This window comes from Bifidobacterium scaligerum, assembly GCF_002802865.1.
Taxonomy (GTDB): domain Bacteria; phylum Actinomycetota; class Actinomycetes; order Actinomycetales; family Bifidobacteriaceae; genus Bifidobacterium; species Bifidobacterium scaligerum.
This window is the reverse complement of the sequence record NZ_PGLQ01000007.1, coordinates 90,743-111,310: the sequence shown is the minus strand read 5'-3', so window position 1 is coordinate 111,310 and position 20,568 is coordinate 90,743. Positions and strand designations below refer to the sequence as shown.

At 59.5% G+C, this 20,568-nt stretch carries 15 protein-coding genes; 4 read left to right on the top strand and 11 right to left on the bottom strand.

Features of this window, described 5'->3' with window-relative positions:
- Positions 1–1,080: 1,080 nt before the first annotated feature.
- The 6 genes from CUU80_RS11040 to rpmB all read right to left on the bottom strand — a co-directional run bounded on the left by CUU80_RS11040 (position 1,081) and on the right by rpmB (position 7,804).
- Positions 1,081–1,818 carry a hypothetical protein gene (locus tag CUU80_RS11040; RefSeq protein WP_243388709.1) on the bottom strand — a complete coding sequence of 246 codons (738 nt, stop codon included), beginning with the start codon at positions 1,816–1,818 and terminating at the stop codon, positions 1,081–1,083.
- Positions 1,815–2,519, bottom strand: coding sequence for a helix-turn-helix domain-containing protein (locus CUU80_RS09015; protein ID WP_100496978.1), 705 nt, complete (start codon positions 2,517–2,519; stop codon positions 1,815–1,817). The genes CUU80_RS11040 and CUU80_RS09015 overlap by 4 nt, the downstream gene beginning before the upstream one ends.
- A gap of 227 nt (positions 2,520–2,746) precedes the next feature.
- Positions 2,747–3,937: a PucR family transcriptional regulator gene (locus CUU80_RS09010; protein ID WP_100496977.1), complete on the bottom strand. Its 1,191-nt coding sequence runs from the start codon at positions 3,935–3,937 to the stop codon at positions 2,747–2,749.
- 68 nt (positions 3,938–4,005) lie between these two features.
- Positions 4,006–4,725, bottom strand: a complete 720-nt coding sequence (locus tag CUU80_RS09005) for a sulfite exporter TauE/SafE family protein (protein ID WP_207760113.1) — start codon at positions 4,723–4,725, stop codon at positions 4,006–4,008.
- Positions 4,726–4,849: 124 nt separating this feature from the next.
- Positions 4,850–7,444, bottom strand: coding sequence for an ATP-dependent DNA helicase RecG (locus CUU80_RS09000; protein ID WP_100496976.1), 2,595 nt, complete (start codon positions 7,442–7,444; stop codon positions 4,850–4,852).
- A 165-nt stretch (positions 7,445–7,609) separates the two neighbouring features.
- Positions 7,610–7,804, bottom strand: a complete 195-nt coding sequence (rpmB, locus tag CUU80_RS08995) for a 50S ribosomal protein L28 (protein ID WP_100496975.1) — start codon at positions 7,802–7,804, stop codon at positions 7,610–7,612.
- A 429-nt stretch (positions 7,805–8,233) separates the two neighbouring features.
- Here rpmB and CUU80_RS08990 point away from each other — a divergent pair, with 429 nt between their 5' ends.
- Positions 8,234–9,247, top strand: a complete 1,014-nt coding sequence (locus CUU80_RS08990) for a carbohydrate kinase family protein (protein ID WP_100496974.1) — start codon at positions 8,234–8,236, stop codon at positions 9,245–9,247.
- Positions 9,248–9,469: 222 nt separating this feature from the next.
- Here the strand turns inward: CUU80_RS08990 and CUU80_RS08985 are convergent, their stop codons facing one another.
- Positions 9,470–10,942 (bottom strand): InlB B-repeat-containing protein, encoded by a 1,473-nt coding sequence (locus tag CUU80_RS08985; RefSeq protein WP_100496973.1) that lies wholly within the window; start codon positions 10,940–10,942, stop codon positions 9,470–9,472.
- A 305-nt stretch (positions 10,943–11,247) separates the two neighbouring features.
- Between CUU80_RS08985 and CUU80_RS08980 the strand changes: the two genes are divergently transcribed.
- The gene (locus tag CUU80_RS08980; RefSeq protein WP_243388708.1) at positions 11,248–12,594 is read left to right on the top strand and encodes an MFS transporter; all 1,347 of its coding nucleotides are present in this window, start codon (positions 11,248–11,250) and stop codon (positions 12,592–12,594) included.
- A gap of 460 nt (positions 12,595–13,054) precedes the next feature.
- Here the strand turns inward: CUU80_RS08980 and CUU80_RS08975 are convergent, their stop codons facing one another.
- The 3 genes from CUU80_RS08975 to CUU80_RS08965 form a co-directional block, all read right to left on the bottom strand.
- Positions 13,055–15,664 (bottom strand): bifunctional lysylphosphatidylglycerol flippase/synthetase MprF, encoded by a 2,610-nt coding sequence (locus CUU80_RS08975; protein ID WP_100496987.1) that lies wholly within the window; start codon positions 15,662–15,664, stop codon positions 13,055–13,057.
- Positions 15,665–15,675: 11 nt separating this feature from the next.
- Entirely contained in the window at positions 15,676–17,145 is a 1,470-nt protein-coding gene (locus CUU80_RS08970) for an alpha/beta hydrolase (protein WP_100496972.1), read from the bottom strand.
- A gap of 193 nt (positions 17,146–17,338) precedes the next feature.
- Positions 17,339–17,983, bottom strand: coding sequence for an HAD-IA family hydrolase (locus tag CUU80_RS08965; RefSeq protein WP_100496971.1), 645 nt, complete (start codon positions 17,981–17,983; stop codon positions 17,339–17,341).
- 317 nt (positions 17,984–18,300) lie between these two features.
- On the opposite strand from CUU80_RS08965, the gene CUU80_RS08960 reads away from it, so the two are divergent.
- Together CUU80_RS08960 and CUU80_RS08955 are read left to right on the top strand one after the other, a co-directional pair.
- The gene (locus CUU80_RS08960) at positions 18,301–19,329 is read left to right on the top strand and encodes a ketopantoate reductase family protein (RefSeq protein WP_100496970.1); all 1,029 of its coding nucleotides are present in this window, start codon (positions 18,301–18,303) and stop codon (positions 19,327–19,329) included.
- Positions 19,330–19,507: 178 nt separating this feature from the next.
- The gene (locus CUU80_RS08955) at positions 19,508–19,750 is read left to right on the top strand and encodes a hypothetical protein (protein WP_100496969.1); all 243 of its coding nucleotides are present in this window, start codon (positions 19,508–19,510) and stop codon (positions 19,748–19,750) included.
- Positions 19,751–19,864: 114 nt separating this feature from the next.
- Here CUU80_RS08955 and CUU80_RS08950 read toward each other — a convergent pair whose 3' ends face one another.
- Positions 19,865–20,413, bottom strand: a complete 549-nt coding sequence (locus CUU80_RS08950; protein WP_207760112.1) for a GNAT family N-acetyltransferase — start codon at positions 20,411–20,413, stop codon at positions 19,865–19,867.
- Positions 20,414–20,568: the final 155 nt, after the last annotated feature.

Below are 20,568 nucleotides of genomic sequence, written 5' to 3'. Positions count from 1 at the left end.
AGACCAACGAGCTTTAAACAGGGGGTATCGTCGGCGGGGTCAGATGGGTATAAGGGACAGGGTAGGGCCGGTTGGGGTGGAGGGTTGGGGTGGAGGGTTATGACGTTGCGCATGCCATCCGAAACGTTGGAACAGCTCGTCCAGCAGGGATGTTGCACCGGCATGGGGTCTGGGTTGAGCGATTCCAAGCGGTACTACACCAAGACTGACATGCTCCGACATACATTGTCGGAATAGGCCGGAGTACATGTCAGAGTATGTCCGAGTAAATTCGGAGTTGGCGTAGGTAACAGTTGCCCATTCAACGGCCTCGATGGTTCTTTCTCGCTTACAAGGGGTTGATTCCCGATCGCGGGAACACCTATCTGCCTTACAAGGGGTTGATTCCCAAGTAGCTTAGAGGGCAAAATGGCGCAATGGCGTCGGCATATAGGGCCAGATACGGGTGTTATCGTCCCGGCGCAACCCCTCGTAGAGCAGATAGACTTCTGCGCGACCGGTGTACCTACCCCTTGTAATCGAGCTCGTCCCACAACCACCCCATGTTCCCCTGCTCAGACCCATCAGCTCAGGCGGATTTTTGTCCATATAAACGGTGCGTAAATCGTTTTTACTCAGGCACTCCAGCATGAAAACGAGACAAAGTGTCAACAAATTTATTCGAATAAATACGGGCAGAAAGCCTTACGGCAGAGCACCTCACGACACCTTGCGTTTCGGACATGAATTTGTGCATCGAAAAAACTAAAGAGGCTCGTCTCACTATGTGAGATTCGCGCTTTTGGTGTGTCGGATTTTCCGCGGAATCATGCCAATATTCGGTTGTCACTCAACACTGAGCACACCGCACCAAACCGGTTCGATATCGTAATACGCAGCACGCATCCTCACCGGTAATCGCCGCCCGAAAGGGCACCAACAGCCCTCTCACCGACCGCAAGCACCCCACACAACCTCGCTCACGAGTTCATCGAAGTACTCTTTCTTTTTCGAATAACTTCATCGATACACTGGTATTCCACGCTCAACCAAGGACGTTTGCACACTGCACCGGATACGCTCCAACCAAAGGAGCTTCCGTTACCACGTGGCAAGCGTTTCAATAGCGTCCAACCCATCTTGCCGATGCGATTCATCGAGGCCATTCCAGTAGGGGGAATCCTCAGAGAGCTTGTCATGCAGAAGTTTGATACGTTTGCGGTCGGTGCTGCTATGCAAACGTGCGAGCTCGGCATCAGGGGCCGGGATGAGCGATGCGAGCATGGCAGCATCATAAAGATGCCGTTCACCGTAACCGGCGTGATCAGCGCCGTAAGCTGCGCTCTTAAGTATCAGCGCGCCGAGTAAGTCCGGGATGCGAATCATAACATCGGCACCATCCTTATCGTCGACAAGACGAACTAACATGCTGCGCTCCACAGCCTGCGCACCGCCCGGCATGGATAATACCGGTGTACCGCCAATAGTGGCGTCATTCCCAAGAAACCTAGGCAGATGGTCAGCAACCAGCAAATCCACCACACTACCGTTGGGCCCACTCATACGAGTCGCATATCCGGTCAACGTGCCCGGCTGTGTCTTGAACCCACGGACGGTAAGGATGCCGCGCAGTCTGGCAATGCCCCGTCGGTCGCCCATAAGATCGACGAGCAAATCAGCATCGGTGGTAGGACGCGCGGTCAATCCTCCCATGATGGCGTGCAGCTGAACCATGAGTCCTCCTGTGAGCAGCCATGATTTTGGGATGTTCGCCGCAGCGACCGCGTACACAGTGCCCCATGGATGACCTGTACCGGGCACATGAACTATCGGAATCATTCCTGATGCTCCTTGAGGTTGTAGTCGTCAATCAACCGTTGGAGGGTTTCCAGACCGGCACGGCGTTCTCTTGGATCGTCGGACTCGGCCAGATCGGCCGCGCATACGGCAAGGGGCATCGACCCCTCGCCAGCAGGAAGGCCATCGGTGATGTGAAGTCGTACCCGGATGGGAATCGCCCCCTGTTTTAGCCGGCATTGACGGACGACATCAATCAGGTTATCGGCATTAACGTAGCCTTCCACCGTGTCCGTGACAGTTAACTGAAATGAGTCCGCCAGCTCACCGGTGGCAGCGGAAGGGCGAATGATTTCTTCAACTTTGTTGAGATTGGAGTCCCTGCACCAGTATTCAACCGTTGCCGCACTCCTGCGGGTAAGACGAACCAGATTTTCCGCATTTACCCCTCTTAGATACCCTCTGAGTCGGTACCGCTGTTGTCGGCTCAGCCACGGTGTGACGAATCCGCTGAGCATATACAACGCGGCAAACGCCATACTCGGTGAGTATGGGCGTCCACCCGCACCTTGCCAGCGTGCTTGACGACGGACCGAATCCTCTGTAAGCAGAACGCCACTTCCCACAGGAAATGATTCAAGCTGCCCCGAGGCACGAAGCGCACTAACCCGTCGCTCACTCACTCCAAGCTGACGCGCGGCCTCCCCCTGCGTGAGCAATGTCCGGTTCGTCCTGATAACCATAAACTCATTGTATACAGAACTATTCTTAATTGAGAATAGTTCTGTATACAACTAGCAACTAGACACCCGATACGTATTGCTTCATGAGCAATCACCGCACTGTTTTGATGAGCGTCCGACAAACCGGACAACAGTTTGGCCGTAACTTCCGTTATTCGACGGAACGATAATAAAGACATTTCAGTTCCGTCGCCCCCGCAAACAAACCGACGGATCATCGCACATGCTTAGCAGTCAAGCACCTCGCGGACCTGCAGGCCTACCGACAGAAACTCGCGCGTGCGGAAATCAGACAGACTTACTCCCAGAAGGTCCTCGATTTTGTTGAGTTTGTAGCTCACGGTGTTACGGTGCACGAACATGCTGGCGGCGGTCTCCTTCACCGAACCGGAGAACTGGAAGTACACACGCAACGTTTCGGTCAGATCGGTGCCGTTCACGCGATCGTATTCCACCAACGGGCCGATGCTGTCCTGGTAGTAATCCTCCAGAATCGCGCGGTCTGAGACGGCAAGCAGCAGTTTATCGATGCCGGAATTGTCGTACAGCGCGATCTCCCCCACCCGGCCGCGCAGATGCTGCAAACGCTCCAGCTTGAGCGCCTGATTGTAGCTTTTGCCAATGCAGCGCGCGGATCTGGTAACTTTGCCCACACCGATGTACGTGCGCTCCAACACAATGCCGCGACCGCGAATCGCAGCGATAATCTCACGAATCATCAACTCCACCTGCTCGGCCGTATACCGGGCGAACACCAGCACCAGACGGTCTTCAATATGCACCACGGCCACCCGCCACTGCTTGCGCGTGATCAACGATTCGGCTTCACGCGAGTATTTGGCGGTGAGGTCGGCGTTATGGCTGCTGCTTTGCCCGCCCTGCCCCGCTTCGGCACATACGCTGAACACGGTGACGCAATAATTCCAGTCCTTGCCAAAGCCGGATTGCTCCAGATATTCGAGGTACATCTCCTCGCGGTCGGGGTGAAAGATCGCGTTCTCCAAGGCCGCGGCCAGCTCCATGCTGTGCTTCTCGCTCATCGTGATGGCCAAGCTGAAACTGTGCATGATCTGCGCCATATGCACGCTCCACGGCACTTTGAACAGCGGAAAGTCGTGATCGTCGCAAAAGCGGACGGTCTCCGGACTGATCTGGTGGATGAACGGGCCGATGTTCACCACCACACCCGAAGCGCCGGAAGCGTAGGCGCTTTTGACCAGCGGATACAGATCCTCCTGCGTCTCCAAGCCGATGCCGGTGGTGAAGGCGATCTCCTGACCTTCCAAAAAGCCGGCGATCTCCTCGTTCTCCACCATGTGCACCCACCGCACCGGACGCTCAAGGCCGCCCTTGCCGGCTACCAGCACCATGTCTTGATCAGCGGCCTGCTCGACCAAATCCTTCAGTCGAACCGTCATTCACGTTCTCCTCGTCTTGGGTTGCCGATTGTGGATTGCTTTGGGGTGATTTGGATTTTCGGCTGTGATTACAGCACAATCGAAGCACCGGAAATCACCAGCAGCACGTACGTCAGCTTCAGGAAAGCCTGCTGACTGACATGCCGCTGCAGCTTATTGCCGATCACGATCGCCACGATCAGCGGAGGAATCGAGGCCGCAGTAAGCACAAGGGCGTGCGGCGTAATCACACCGGCAACCCCTTGCTGCACGGTCAGCACCGTATTCAACGCCACCCATACGCAAGCCATCGTCGCACGAAATTCGTTCTTGTCTGTAAGCCTGACCGCCGCATAGATCACCAATAGCGCGCCACCGGAGATGAACATGCCATGAATCACGCCGGCCAGCAGCACGATGATGATCAGCACCCAGTGCGGCGGCTCGCCATGCGAAGGCCAGATCAGGTTTTTCAGCGCGATCACGATGATGAACACGCCATAGGCCTTCTGCAGCGGGGCGAGCGGCAACACGGCGTACAGGGCGACGCCGGCGGCCATGCCCACCGCCATCAATCCCACCATTTCGGCAAGGATTTTCCACCGGATATAGGCATGATGTTGCACCCCCAGCCACAGACAGGCCAGCAGCGTGGTGATGTTCAGCACCACTTTGGCACTGTCAGTGCCGAGCAACAGCATCGAGAACGGCATGGCGAGCACCGTGCCCGCGAATCCGGTGATCGCCTGAATCACATTCGCGGCGAACAACACGATCAGAAATAGCGCATCGCGCATGGTCTCGCTCATCGGCCCTCCTTGTAGATAATCCGCCAGGTAGACTGCCCACACCGTACTGAGTTCAGGTAAACAGGCGCGTTACATGCTCAGTTGGAGGCCTTGGGCGGGATTCAGTCGGGCTTCTGACGGGTCCTCAGCTGGAGGTCAGGAACGTCTCGTTGCCGCGCGTGAAGTCGAGCACCGCACCGGCAAGCTGCACTTCACCGGTCAGGTCGGGGTCGGCGGCCAACACCTGCCCCGCACGAGCGCGGGCGTCGGCGATCATGTCCGCGTCCTTGACCACGCGCAACAGTTTGAGGCTCGACTTGCCGCCGGACTGAGCATCGCCCAATACGTCGCCGGCACCACGGAATTCAAGGTCCGCCTGCGCGATTTCGGCACCGTCGAGCGAGTTGTGGATGACCTCCAGTCGTTGTTCGGCAATCGACCCGGGATCGGCGCGTGAAATCAGGAACGCCCACGAATTCGTGCCGCCACGGCCCACGCGGCCACGTAACTGATGCAGCTGGGACAGACCGTATCGGTCGGCATCAAAAATGACGATGCAGCTGGCCTGTTTGACGTCCACGCCCACCTCAATCACCGTGGTGGAAACCAGAACCGGCGTTGTTCCGGACGCGAAATCAGCCATGACTTGGGTTTTGGCGTCGTCCTTATCACGGCCGGTCAGCGTAGCGAATCGGACGCCGGCGAACTGCGGGAGTTTCTGTAATCGTGCGGCGATCTCCTCCACCGAATGCAGCGGCGGCCGATCCTCGGTCTCGCCGTTGTCGTCGTAGGTTTCGTAGAGAACGTCGATGCCGATGATTTCGCCGTTGCCATGGGCGCGGGAGGTGCGCGACGTACGCGACGTGCCGGCAGCCGCCGGTTCGTCTTCGTCCATATCGATGCGCGGGCAGACGATGTACGCCCGCTCCCCTGCATCGATGCGAGCACGAATATGCGCGAACATCCGACCCATGGTGGCCGCGTCCGCCTCGTTGACCACGACGGTGCGAATCGGTTTGCGGCCGCCCGGCAACTCGGTGAGCCAGGAGATATCGAGGTCACCGAACCACGTCATGGCGGCGGTGCGCGGAATCGGGGTGGCGGTCATCACCAGCAGATGCGGGGTGGTGCCGTCCTCGGACTTCGCGTTGAGGCTTTCGCGCTGCTCGACGCCGAATCGGTGTTGCTCGTCGATTACTACCAACGCCAGCCGTGGGACTTGGAAGGTTTTGGAGAACGCGGCGTGTGTAGCCACGATAATGCCCGGAACGCCACTGGCGGCTGCCGCGAGCGCCTTGCGACGGGCGGCGAGTTTCATGCCACCGGTGACCAGCGTGACCGGTACGGAGGGTTGGGCTGCCGGGGTTTCGCCGGATGCATCCATTGCGGCGATCATGCGGGAAATCGTGTCCGCATGCTGTTCGGCAAGCACCTGAGTCGGAGCCACAAGCACCGCCTGATACCCGGCGTCGACGGCCTGCAGCATGGCGGCGAGCGCCACCACGGTTTTACCCGAGCCCACCTCGCCTTGCAGCAACCGTTGCATCGGCCAGCTGCGGGAAATATCGGCGGCGATATCGTCGATGACCTGCTTCTGGCCTGCAGTGAGGCTGAACGGCAGCGAACTGATGAACCGGTCGCGCAGGTTGGCGTCACCGCTCGGCGGGCATGGGGGTGCCGCGGATTTGTGTGCGTGGGAGCGGGCCTTGAGCAGCGAGGTCTGGGAGATGAACGCCTCCTCGTAGCGCAAGGTGTCGATGGCCTGATTGAAGCGAGCGCGCGAATCGGGGTCATGGATGGCGAGGAATGCTTCGGCTCGGTGCATCAGGCCTTTGGCGGCGCGGACTTCTTCGGGCAGGATATCGGGGATGGCTTGGGAGAGATTGCCGGACGATGACGACGTTTGTCCAACAGACACGGTGGCATCCGAGACACCGTCCGAGGTTTCGCGCGTCGCACGCAACTCGCCTGCAACTGCCCCCGCTCGCTGCCCTTCCCCTGGCTGGACCGCGATACTCGCGGTGGACGGAGGTATCAAAGTCGCTGGCGCGGAGGGCCCGGTAGCGGCTGATGATGTCAAGGTGCGCGCGCCCATCATCCACAGAAGATTCAAAATCGTTTCGTGAATATGTTCGGAAGAGATGCGCGAGCTGGCGTGGTAGACCGGGCGTGGGCGCGTGACGCGCAATATGGCGTCTTCCAAAGAATCGGCGTCGTACTTCAGCTTTGCACCCGGCTGGGTGGCCGGCACACTCAGCGTATTCGGCGTATTCGGCATATCCGCGACCAATGGGTCGGGTGCGACGGTCAGGAAATCGGGGTGCGTGAACTGCAACTGCCCCATGTATTCGCTGGGCGTGCCGGACACCACCAGAGTCGGGCTGGACTTCAGCCGCATGCTGACCCAGTCAATGTAGTTCTTGCGACCACCGAAAAAAATGAGCTGTGCCGTGCCGCCGGGCATATTGCGGGCTCTGGCGAAATCGGCGTCATCCACGGTAGCTATCGCGCGCAGCATTCGTCCGGGCACTACGCGTACGTCTCGCACCGTGGCCATGAATGCCATCGGCTGGCCAAGCTGCGCCTCACGAATAGTGCTGAGCCGTACCGGATCGGTGACACGGAATGGGTAGTAGGTCAGCGCTTCGCCTACTGTGGTGACGCCCAGCGATTTGAGCGCGGACACACGACGCTTGTTCGTGATCAGCGATGCGAGTGCGGTGCTCAACGTAATGCTCATAGCGGCCTATTCTAGTGATGCTTGCGTTTCTTCCGGTGCGTTCTTATTCTCGCCGCACGGTGCAGCCCTACGGTGCGGCCTTGCAGACAAAACAAAACCCGCCCAGCCGAAGCTAAGCGGGTTGTGATGGACGATTGATTACGTCCGGTACGTTCAGTACACGATTCACGCGGCCACGCGCTGAACCTTGCCGGCCTTGAGGCACGAAGTGCACACGCGAAGGTGAGTGTTCTCACCGTCAATCGTGGTGCGCACAGACTGCAGGTTCGGGCGGAAGCTACGCTTGGTACGACGGTGCGAATGGGAAACGGTGTAACCGGTCTGCGGACCCTTACCGCACACTGCGCAACGAGCTGCCATGATGGACTCCCTTAAACCTTGATGTTTCAAGTCTTTCACGCGTTCAACCGCCGGTGTTACCCGACATGCCGAACACACAACTTCACAAGAATACAGCTCAATACCGACAACCGCAACTCTTGCGTGTATCATACCCAGTTTCGCGGTTTCGCCACCTACGTTCACACCAGCGAGGCAACCACCACGGCGACATCACCACCCTGTACGGCGTCAAGTTGTTGATTGACTTCGCGCTAGCCATGCTGTGAGCCGATTCACACTGGCTTTAGGCTCCCCGAAATCCCCCTGAAACACCGTTAAACCATACAGCTTATCCAATAAAACCAGCGTGCCTGTCCGTTTCCCTACGGTCAAATCCTCTTATAATTTCCAATAAAGAGGCATGAGAGCGAAGGGGCTCTTATACGGCCACCAACGAAGGGAGACGCAATGCTGAATCTCAGGCGCGGAATCAGTACTCATCAGCCAAGCGTGATTTCGCTTGGACAGGTGTGGGTAGACATCATGATGAATGTGGACGAAGTGCCTCCACAAGGCGGATTCGCAGTGGCGGATCATCCGAAACCCTCCATCGGCGGCAGCTACCGCGTATTGCAGGCCGCCAGCCGCATGGGCGCACCCACCGAGCATGCCGGCATTCTCGGCAACGGACTGTGGGCCAATTTCATCCGCCAGTCCTTCCAAGACAACGGCATCAACCATATCGGCCCGGACCGTTTGGACGAAGATTCCGGCTTCCGCGTGGTGCTCGCCAGCGGACAACCGAAGAAAACGTTCATTGCCTCCTATGGAGCCGAGGCGCACGGCGACGCCGATACTTTCGACATGCTGGAGCCACAGAACAAAGACGTGGTGCATATCAGCGGCAATACGCTGATGGACCACACCGCGGCAGGCGTGGACGGATTCCTGCTCAGGGCCGGCACCGACCCGGCCAAACGCGACTACACGCTGGTGATCAATCCCACGAATACGTTGCGTCTGGTCAACGATCACATGCTGGAGGATCTGGTGCTCGCCCGTCCGGTGTGGTCCTGCAACCGGCAGGAGGCCACCACGCTGGCCGAACGGCTTGGCGCACCTATAGACGACAGCAAAGTCACCATCGGCGGCGGACTTGACGATTTTATGCGGCAGCTGTGCGAAGGGCTCGGCTCCACGCTGCGCGCCCCGCTGGTGGTGCGTGTCGGCTCGCTTGGCGCTTGGGTGCGCGAGCCCGGCGGCGAAACGATGCATATCGAAGGCTACCCCACCAAGGCCGTACACACGCGCTCCGCCGGCGGATGCCATACCGGCGTGATGTGCGCCATGCTGGCCGAGGGACGCGGCTTGGCCGAATCAGTGAAAATCGCCAACGCGGCCACTTCCATCGCCATTCAACGTAGCCTCAACGGCGTACCGCAGTGCCCCGAGTACGACGAGGCCATGGCACTGGCCGGCTGAGACTCGGGCCGCAAGACTGCACCGGTATTCAACAACTCAGCACATACAAATCGGCGGCTGTTTCGAGATGTATCACAACATCTTGAAACAGCCGCCGATGTATTGAGCGTGTAGTCATGCAGTGAACCGTATGACTACACGCTCTGTACTGACGCGTTCAGCAGTCAACCTACGCAGCGGCTTGTTTAGCCGATTTGCGCAGTCAACCTGCGTTATAGACGGTCAGGCGTTCTTGCGCTTGAGAGCGAGCACCGCGCCGCCGGCAGTCATCGCGACGACGGCCAGCGCTGCGACCAGCATCACCGAGGAACCGGTGCTGGCCAGCGTCTCGGTCTTCTTGTTGGCTGCGGGCTTCGTGGCAGCCGGCGTTGCAGTGGTCGGAGCCTTCTTCCACTGGGCGTAGATGGTGGTGTCTTCGGTCAGCTGCTGGCCGAACTCGAAGACGTTCTTGCCTTCCTTATCCGTGGTCCAGTTCACGAACGTGTAGCCGGAACGGGTGGGGTTGGCGGGCTTGACGGTCACACCGGTCAGCGTCACCTGCTGTGCAGCGACAGCGGAACCGCCCTGAGTGTTGAAGTTCAGCGTGTGGCTTTCCACAGCATCCGGCACATCCTCGCCGGCCTTGTACACGGTTTCCTGGAAGGACATCGTGTAGCTGGCACCCTGAGCGAGGTTCAGCTGACCGGACTCGTAGAAGATGGAGGTGTCCTGATTGGTGGACACCACACCGTTCAGGCTGCTGACGTCACGACCGGTCTCCGGGTGGTTCCAGCGGCCAGCCAGCAGACGGGCGGTACCGTCCAGCTTCTCGGCAGTCAGGGTAAAGTCATGGGATGCGATGTAGGCACCACCATGGCCGTTGGCGTACACGGTGATGTGATCATCGCCGTTGAGGTCGGTGTCCAGCGTCTGCAGAATCGCGCCGGTCACCGGAGTGGAACCGGTGCTGGTGTAGGTGACGGTGTGCTTGAGGTTGCCGTTGGTGGTCACCGTGAACAGTTCGGTGGCGGTCAGGGTCAGGTTCTCGTCGTCAGCGGACTGCAGCTTGTTGACGACCTTTACATCGGTGCCGCCGCGACCATTAGGAATCACAGCGTACTGCGGGTCGTCAACGGGCGTCAGATCCACGAAACCACCGTTGACGGACTGGTATACATAGGAGGTTGCGGACTCACCAGTACGGTACGAATACGTGTATGTGTTGTTGCCCTGAGAAATCACACTGCTGAACAGCACGGCGGGAACGTCGTCCCAATTCTGCGGGCAGTTCGTGGTCACCGTGAAGGTCATACCGCTACGGTTGAACGTATTGGTCACAGGCAGCGGGCACTCGGTGCTCAGTTCAGGTTCGGGAGCCGGCGTGGTCTCTTCATTGTTGGCGTTGTTGCCAGTATTGTTACCAGCGTTGTTGCCCGCATTCGGGGTGGACGGCTGGGTCGTCGTGTCTCCCTGCGCGGCATCACCGTTCGCATCGTCCGTTGCAGGGGTGCCGTTCTCGTTCGTTGCACCATCTGCAGTGCCGTTCTCGGCCGGGGCCTGAGTCGCGGAATCCCCCTCCTGCGGCTCAGTCGTGGTCTGGGTCGAATCAGTAGTATCGGCCGGGGCTTCCGGCGCAGCAAACGCCACAGGCACACCGATGCTGGCGACCAACAGCGTAGCAGCGGCCAGCGCAGCCGCCTTAGTCAACTTCTTCATATAAATCCTTCTCAATTGAGTACATGGACACGGTCCATCAATTTCGCCGAATCTCGCGAATCATATAACCGCATGATCTGCTGAAACGTCGTGCGACACATCTGAGCCGCCAGACAACACAACACCACTGTCGCCTATGCCGCATCATACTCTTCTGAACATTTCCTGTATAGGTGATGATTACGAACTGCATCAAAACAGCCTTACGATGCACAGGAATTCATGTTCCGTTCAACTTGTACGTCCATCCGCCGCGTGAAACCGCTTTTACGATAGATTGGATTGACCATTACGAGGAGCGTTATATGACACACACCACGGGCAGTACCGGCTCGGCAGACACCACAACCGCCCTGAAAGGCACGGACGCTCCGCAGGCGCTGGCGACCGGCGAATTCCCGATACCGCCAAACGGCAAGCTATCCACACGCGAAAAGAAGTGGATCGTCTACGACGTCGGCAATTCCGCATTCGTGCTGCTGAGCACGGCCGTCATCCCGATCTACGCGAAGTCGCTGATGCCGGCGGACGGCAATATCGTGTCCGCATGGGGGTATGCACAGACCATCGCGTCGCTGGTTATCGCGCTGCTGATGCCGCTGCTCGGCTCCATCGCCGACGTGCAGGGCATGAAAATCAAGTTCTTCCTCGGATTCTTCGGCACCGGCGTGGTGATGTGCTGCGCAATGGCGCTGCCATTGACTTGGCTGCCGTTCCTGATTGTGTATGTGCTCGCCACCATCGGATTGAACGGTTCGCTGACCTTCTACGATTCGATGCTGATCGACACCACCACCAACGGACGAATGGATAAAGTCTCCTCGCACGGCTACGGCTGGGGCTACGTGGGTTCCACCGTACCGTTCATCGTCTGCATCGCGCTGATCTTCGGTGGCCCGGCGTTGTTCGACTGGTCAACCGTGGCCTGCACGCGTGCTTCGTTCGTGATTACGGCCGTATGGTGGGTGGCGTTTACGATTCCGCTGATCACCAGCTACCGTCAGGTGCATTATCGCGCCACTCGCGACCATGCGCGCGAGGCGATCCGCGGCACGTTCCGTGAGCTTGGCTCCACATTCGGCAAGATCGTACGGAACAAGCCGTTGTGGATGTTCATGGTGGCGTTCTTCTTCTACATCGACGCCGTGAACACGGTGATTTCGATGAGCACCTCCTACGGCACGCAGCTTGGCATCGACTCCACCCAGTTGGTGGTGGCTCTGTTGGTCACACAGTTCGTGGCGTTCCCGTGCGCGATCCTCTATGGCCGGCTGGCCGGGCGCTTCGGATGCAAACCGATGATCACCGTGGCCGTGGCGGCATACATGGGCATCGTCTTCTTCGCCACGTTCTTCCTGAAATCCGCGCTGGAATTCTGGATCCTCGCGATTCTGGTGGGCATGTTCCAAGGCGGCATCCAAGCGCTTTCCCGCTCGTACTACGGCAAGATCATCCCCAAGGACCACGCCAACGAGTACTACGGCTTCTACGATATCTTCGGCAAAACCGCCTCGATTCTCGGCACATTCCTCGTGGCCACCACCACGTCTCTGACCGGCAATGCCAGTCTCGGCGTGCTTTCGATTGCGATTCTCCTGGTTGCGGCCCTCGTCTTCCTCTTCCTCCAAAAGGATCCGACCAAGACGGTATGAGCCGCGTCGCCCGAGACCATTCAAGGACAATCGGCGTACGCGAATTGCTGAATCAGATTGCATCCCGCTACGGGCTGGATGCAATCTGTTGGGATTCGGGCGTGACACATGCGCACAATTCGCGTTATCTCTCCAAAATCGTGATTTGTGCGCGCCGCCATAAATCCCTATCGGGGTCAGCCATGCAGGAAAGGGCGAAATTCCAACGATTGTGATTTCACGCGTCGGCGCACAAAGTGTTTTTGGCGGCTTCTCGCTTGATTTGTGTGAACACAAAATGCGCTATGCGGGCCAAGAGCTCTGAAGTGCTCGCGCTCAGGTGGGATGCGGAGCAGATTGCAACCGAGGACTGAAAGACCGGACCGGACCTTGGACGGCACCCCGCTTCCGGAGCCAACCCCGCGCCCAATCCCACACCCACACCCACACCCGCACCCGCCATAGCGGTGCTAGACCGCCGCTACGAGCGCAACGTCTTGAGCATGCCAGTCACCTCGGCGGGCGTGACGGACGGCACGTAGGCGCGCACCACCGCCAAGCCGATCGTCGGCAGTGCGGCCGGATCGGGATAGCACACATATACGGGCACCTCGGCCGGCTGGAACTTGCGCTTGAAGTTGAACAGCGAATGGAATCCGTAGGCCGGCTCCATCCAATCGGCCACGATCTGCAACGCATGTTGAAGCACCCGGACGCCCTCGTTCGACGTCCCGCCACCCGCAGCAGAGCCGGAAACATTGTCCCGCTCAGGATTCATACCGGCCAGGGGCGCCGCAGACAGGCTCATGAACTCCACGGCATGTTCCGGATCAGCCTGGCCTTCGTCACGCAAACGCTCGGCCATACGCGCGATGAGGAACTCCATGATGCCGTTGGGGCTATCCGTGCGATGGCGCATGAAATCAAGCGTCCAGCCGATCACGCGTCCGTCACGCCATGTGGGCAGCCAACTGGTGACGCCCAGCACACGTCCGTTCGCATCCACGGCGTAGAGCAGCCGTACGCGCGGATCGCGCAGCTCCTCGACACCGCCGAGCGTGAACTTCATCTCCGGCAGCGCCTTGAGCTGCGCCCATTCCTCGGAAATATCCTCGATCTGTTCGCGCACGTCCAGCGGAGATTCAAGGAATGTGGACTGCACATCGGTGATGCCATCGCGCTTGGCCTTGTTGATGGCCGTACGCACATCCTGCCATTTCTTGCCGGTGGTTTTCCACGTGCGCGGATCGACCACCATCTCGCTGCCGACCTCGATGGATTGCCAGCCGCCGGCCACCAGCTGATCGCGCTGGGCACGATGCACACTGTAGAACACCGGAGACCACGACCGTTCGACGCAATACTGCGTGAAACCGACAAGATCGTTCGACCATTCCGCGGGAGCACCGAACGGGCCGGTGCATGTCAGGGCAATGCCGTTGAGCACACGATAGGCCACCGCCGACTTGCCGGTGGGAGACATCCAGTAGCTGTTGCCTTCCCATGTGGTCATGAAGCTCATCGATTCGCCGCCGGTTTCCACCAATCGTCCGGCACGCTCCTGAGCACGGTCGTTGGAGCGGCTGACATCACCCATCCAACGAATCACCACAATGAGCACCACAATCCAGAACACCAATCCGACGCCTTGGTAAATCACGGACGCCACCGGCGTGCGCGGCATGAACGAAAGCCTCATATGACTCAGGAATCCGATGGGCAGGAAACGTCCCGGCAATTCGGCCAGCAACGACGTCGCTGTGGCGTTCGGCGAGAATTCGTCCGGCTGCGCCAATCCGTAGAGCAGATACACGCCTGCGCAAGCCAACAGCGTCACCACCATCGCTCCCATGCCACCGATCAGACGCCCCCAACCGATACGGACCGGGAAGTATCTCATCGATACCGCAAGCGCGACCGCAAACATCAGTGGCGGCAAGGCGTTCGTCACGCAGGCGGAGAGGACGCCATGCTGCAGCAACGACATCATGCCGTCCGGCGCGAAGCTCAGCGGGACGATGAAATAGTAGGCGACGGCGAGTCCGGCAGTAACCAGATTGATCGCCGAAGCCGCAATGGCCGCGAAGCGACGGCCGCGATACAGGCCCCATGCCAGCACCAGCATGACGGCCGTCGGCAGTAGCGAGCGCAGCACGGCACCGGGCATCGAAGCGCGCATCAGGTCAAACTGCAGGAAGCAGCCATTGTGGGTATCGCCGGCAAGGCATCGGGCCAAGGTGTGGTCGTCGGCGGCGGCCGGACTCATCAACAGGCCGATGGTGCTTAGCGGACCGGCGTGATTATGCGAGGTGATGGCGATCACAGGGCCCAGCGCCAGCACTACGGCGATCGCAGCGAACATTCTGCGAGCCTCGAAGGACGTGCTGCGCAGCCAATGCCAACCGATTTCGGCCGCCGAGGACGAAGTCGGGGACACAGAACGGCTGGCCATCACACGACCGGCGATATGCCCGGCGAGCGCGGCCGCCAAGATGCAATAGACGCCGGGATTGCCGCTGTAGAGCAGCACGACGAGAATCGCCACATAGCCGATGAGCCGGATACGGCGACGCCACAGATGGCTGCACCACGCGCTGGCCGCCATCATGGCACCGATGGGCAATACCAGCGGGCTCAACGCGAATCCGATGCGCGAAACCACACGGGAATCCTGGAACATCCAGCCGATCGCCCAACACAAGGCGAGACCTACGACGATACCGATTACAGCACAGCCGAACGCCATGCCGACAGTGAGCCGACGGCCCAGCCGGGTTTCGGCGATCGACAGCATGACGATCCACAGCACGGCGTCGAACATCAGTTGCAGTACGCCACGGGCCAGAAACACGGACGCGACGAGCTTGCCGAGACTGAACTCGGCCATACTGGTGTTGAGGCGCAGCGGGAATGCGAATCCGGCCATCGCATTGACCAGCCAGACGATCAGATTCAATGCCACCAGACCTGCAGTGGCGCTGACGCACAACCAGTGTTCGTTCACCCAGCGTCGTGCGTCGTCGGCCAGCGCCTTCCAGTTGTCGGATGTGCGGGAGGCTGCGGGGCGGTTGTTCCGATTCGGTTCTCGCATTGCGGCATCATTCATTGCAGCACCTCCACTTGGCTGTAGCCCTTCAATGATTTCGTCATGGTCCCCAATCCGGTCCGTTGCCCGAACCATTCCAATCCGGGCTTCCATACAGCCTGCACGGCATGCCAATCGTGTCCGGTGTTCGGCACCAACAGTTCGGTGACTTCCATGCCCGCCTTGCGTGCGGCCGCCGCGATCGTGCGCATGTTCTTGATTGATTCGGTGTCTCGTTCTCCAGCACCGGCGAACAACGCCTGAGAGGAGGAGCCGGTTGCGTCGATGGCGTTGACCGGCACCTGAGCGTCGTAAGCCGCACGATCGCCGGCGAAATAGTCGCGCACCATCTCATCGACAGTACCGTTGGTGGGCTTCAGTTCACCGTCCACCGGCAGCATGGCACCATAGATTTCCGGATGACGAGGGGCAAGCTGGGTGGTACAGGTACCGCCCTGCGAAAAGCCTCCGATGGCCCACATCGATGCGTCCGTGGCCACGGGAAGCGTGCGCTTGGCCCATGCCACTACGTCTTGGGTCAGGTATGTTTCCGCATTGCCTTGGGTGGTGTCCGCGCACAGACTGTTATGGGTGTCCGCGCCATTCTGGTCCGGCACCAGCACAATCGGTGCCAGACCGTGATGGCGGGCAGCGTAACCGTTCATCATCGCGGCGATGCCGCCGGCGGCGATCAGCCGTCCCGGACTGCCGGGCTGGCCGGCAAGCAGTTCCATCACCGGCAGTGCGGGCGGCTGTTTGCTCAGAGCTGCAGGCGGCAGGTAGATCATTGCCCTGCGTGCATGAAAATCGGACCTGGTGTTTGGAATATCCACGGTGAGCACCTTGCCTTGCTGCGGTATATCCGGCAGTGCATCACGCTGCGCATTGGCCAGCCATTGTGTCACGCTCATCGCGGACTTATGCACATCCACCGAATCAATCGAAGCGTAAGGCGCGTACCCCACCAGACTGCCGACCGTCTGATATTCGCCGTAGATGCCGTCCACGCCCAATCCGGTGGATATCAGGATCAGTGGGACCAGGGCGATCGCACACACCCGGCGCATACGATGGGTTCGTGCGGCAGCCGCGATCGCGAATCCCAGCGCCGCGATTCCGGCACCTATGGTGCAGATCACGGGCCAGCCGAGCGAGACGCCGAACACCAAGAACACGTCGGATACCAGCCAGGCCGCGAGAGTGCCGACCATCGCGGCTGCGACCATGACGATCGTCGAGAGCGGCAGGGGGCGCGACCACAGGGTGAGGTGAGCGGCTCTACCGGATGCTGCCGAGGCCGACGCGCCGGGGACTGCACTCTGAGAATCCGGCGAAGTATGGCAGGGCCGAGGATGAATCTCGCCCACAATCATCAGCGCCAGCAGAACGACCGCGACCAGCGTGGTCACACCGAACACAGTCCACGGCAATACGCCACCGACCAACGACCATCCCATCATCGTTTTCATCCATACGGAGTCCTGCATACCGTCCTCCCCCACGGATTCCTACGAATTCCACAACCGCGTTACCCTAACGCGCCAACCATGAAGCGACGGCAAAATTCATAAAACCCGATGGGAGTTCTCAAGGTTTCTTCAGGTTTTCTTGTGCCGGACGGGCAGCGGTGGCGCACATGACGGCTACAGTGCGCGTGTGGCGATTGCGTACGCGCAACAGTTACGCGAGCAGCAGCGGACGCAGGGAGGCCGCATCGGTGAAGCGGATGCCGGTCAGTCCGGGAACAGCCGCGGACGCCGCGTCGGCATTGCGCTGCTTGTCGTCGACGAACGCCGCATGCGCTGGGTCGACGCCGAACCGTGCGACGGCACGACGGTAGATTTCAGGGTCCGGCTTATGGATGCGTTCGGCACTGGAGACGACAATGTCGCGCAACAGGCTCAGTTCCGGGAACAGTTCGCGCGCCGCGTCCACAAATTTTGTGGTGAAGTTCGTCAGGCCCCAGCAGCGCACGCCAGCCGCGTCCAAGTCGCGCAGCAACGTTGCCATGCCGGGCAGCATACCGGCGAGCGCCAGTCGCTGACGGATGAAATACGTGCGAAAAGCCTGAAGTTCCGGCGATTGCGGCACCGGAACGTTTCCGATGCCATGATGAGCGGCGTAATCCGCAAGAATGCGCTCCTCACTCCACCCCAGATCGGACAGTTCATCGTAATGCCAGAATCCATACGGGTCGCTTCTATCGAACAGTCGGTCGGCAACGTCGGCCGAGACGACTCCCTCAATCGCAAGCCGCGGCCGCCAATCGAGCAGCACATCACAGAAATCGAAAATCACATCGCCATAGGTGAAGGAAGCGCTCATGCGCAATACTGTACGCGCCGCATATGTATCGCACGTATCGCGAATAATTCACGCGATACCCGCCGCGTACCCGCACGGGAGCCGACCATCATGCGAACACTGGCATGACCGCGATGTGACCCATGCCGTGTGGCGGGCCCGTACAAGACGACGCGCGGTGCTACGGTGTGATGCCAACAGCGCGATGGATATCCGCGATTCACAAGATCGCTTGCATACATCTACCGCAAGCCGCGTGGCGCACACTTTCCGAAACCCCATCGGGCGTCAGACGCGGCGCAATTCGACAATCGCATCAATCCCATAGAGGAATCACTATGAAATACACCGTTATCGGCGCAGGTGCAATGGGTCTGCGTTACGGCATCCTGTTGCAAGAACACACCGACGCGCATGTGGACTTCATCGACGCGTGGGCGCCGCATATCGACAAGATTCGCGAGCAGGGCGGCGTCTACGTCAGCCGCGACCATGAGAACCGCCGTCTGATCCCGATCAACCTGTATACGCCGGAAGAGTACGACGGCGACCCGGACGTGTGGATCATCTTCATGAAGCAGATGCAGCTCGAAGATATGCTCAAGCGCTGCGCGCACCTGTTCAAGGATCATCAGGTTGCCTTCAGCGCGATGAACGGCTGGGGACACTTCGAGAAGATCGCCCAGTACTTCTCCGAGGATCGCATCTACGGCGGCACCGCACTCGTCGCCACCGTGCTGAACGGCCCGGGTGATGTGGACTTCATCGGCAAGTCCGGCGCGGGCACCATGCACATGTGCGCCATGACCAACAAGGTCACCGACATCGAGAAGGCCATCTTCGCCGACTTCCAGCAGGCCAACCTCAACCCGGAGATCTCCGACGACTTCAAGGGCATGTGCATGGCCAAGATCGTGTTCAACTCCGTGGTGAACACGCTGTGCACCATGTACCAGATCACGATGGGCCAGTTCATCAGCTACCCGGGTGCCCGCGATATGGCCATGCAGCTGATCAACGAGGCCTACGACGCGTGCGAGCGCGCCGGCATCAAGCTCATCAACACGCGCGCCGAAGAACTGGAGTCCGTCGACTACGTCAGCCGCACCGGCAACCCCCTGCACTACCCGTCGATGTATCAGGACATGAGCCGCGGCCGCAAGACCGAAGTCGACTACATCAACGGCTACATCGCCAAGCTGGGCCGTGAGAACGACTACGTGTGCCGTACGCATGAGTTCCTCACCCACGGCGTGCATCTGGCCGAGCTGGCGTTCCAGTATCATCACCAGAACGACGCCGCCCAGTCCCAGCAGACGGCGGTCGCTGCCGCCCAGTCCCGCGAGAACGAAGAGCTCGCCGCCTGATTGCGGTCGGACCGCCTTCCGATTGCGACCGGCCGAATCACGATGCCCCTGCCCTGCACATCAATGCAGCCGCAGGGGGCATCGTTTATAGACAGCTCACTTGTTACAGCCAAACCGACCTATCAGATGGCACGTTACGCAACGTCTCTATCAGTCTGATGGCGTCTTCTACATCGCTGTGATCCCGCAGTTCCTGGTGCCCGGCGTGGATCATCTGCAGATGGGCGTCTCGCTGGGCCTTATTCACTTCGCCGAAAGCATGACCGTACTCATCACGCTGGCATGCATGGCCGCGTTCTTCGCCGGCAGACTCAAGTCCGGTCGTTCGCGTCGGATTCTAAGTCTGGTTTCGGCCGGCATTATGGCAATTCTGGACGGCGTGACCATCACCGAAGCCGTACGGAGCCGTCTGGCCGCGTAGCAACCGGCAAACGCCGGGCACCGGCGATAGACTAAAGCGCTCTGCCGCCACACGATTACGTGGGGAGAAATCACGGATGTCCGGCCACTCGCATGGAGGACACCGCAACATGGTTCACATCCGCCGGAATTCCTCCCTCAGCATCGCGTATTCCAGTTCATCCTCCCAATGCGTTCCGTCTTTGCCCACGTACTTCACTTTCTTGACGTAGTGGGCCTCTCGCCGCAATCCGCATTTCTCCATGACCTTCCATGAGCCGATATTGTCCGGATGGCAGAGAGCGCAGACACGATGAATATGCATGGTATCGAAGCAATATTCGAGCAATGATCTGGTGATTTCCGTGGCATATCCCCTGCCCCATTCGGGTCGTACGAGCAGCCATCCCAGCATCGCCGTATCATTTTCGTAGTCCATGTGGATTCTCGCACGTCCGATTTTTCTCGAATCGGCTTTCGCGATCACCGCCATCTCGTAATTCACCTGAGGCAGTTCATCCCAATCGGACACCACCTGCTCCACATGGGCACGGATCTCCTCCTCCATCAGGCGTCCGCACGGCATGAACGTCATGATGTCGGGATCACCGTACAACGCAGTGATGATGTCTGCGTCGTCAAGCGTGAACGGACGCATGATGAGCCGTTGAGTTTCCAGCATCATATTCGACGTCTCCCCTACTCCACTTCGGTACACCGGTCCCATACTATGCCGGACGCCCGCCGCACGTAGCGCAGCCGCCACGTGAGCGTAGCCCCGTGCGGGTATACTGTTCCGGGCCGTCTTGAGGCGGCCGCCATGGAACACGCATGTCAGAG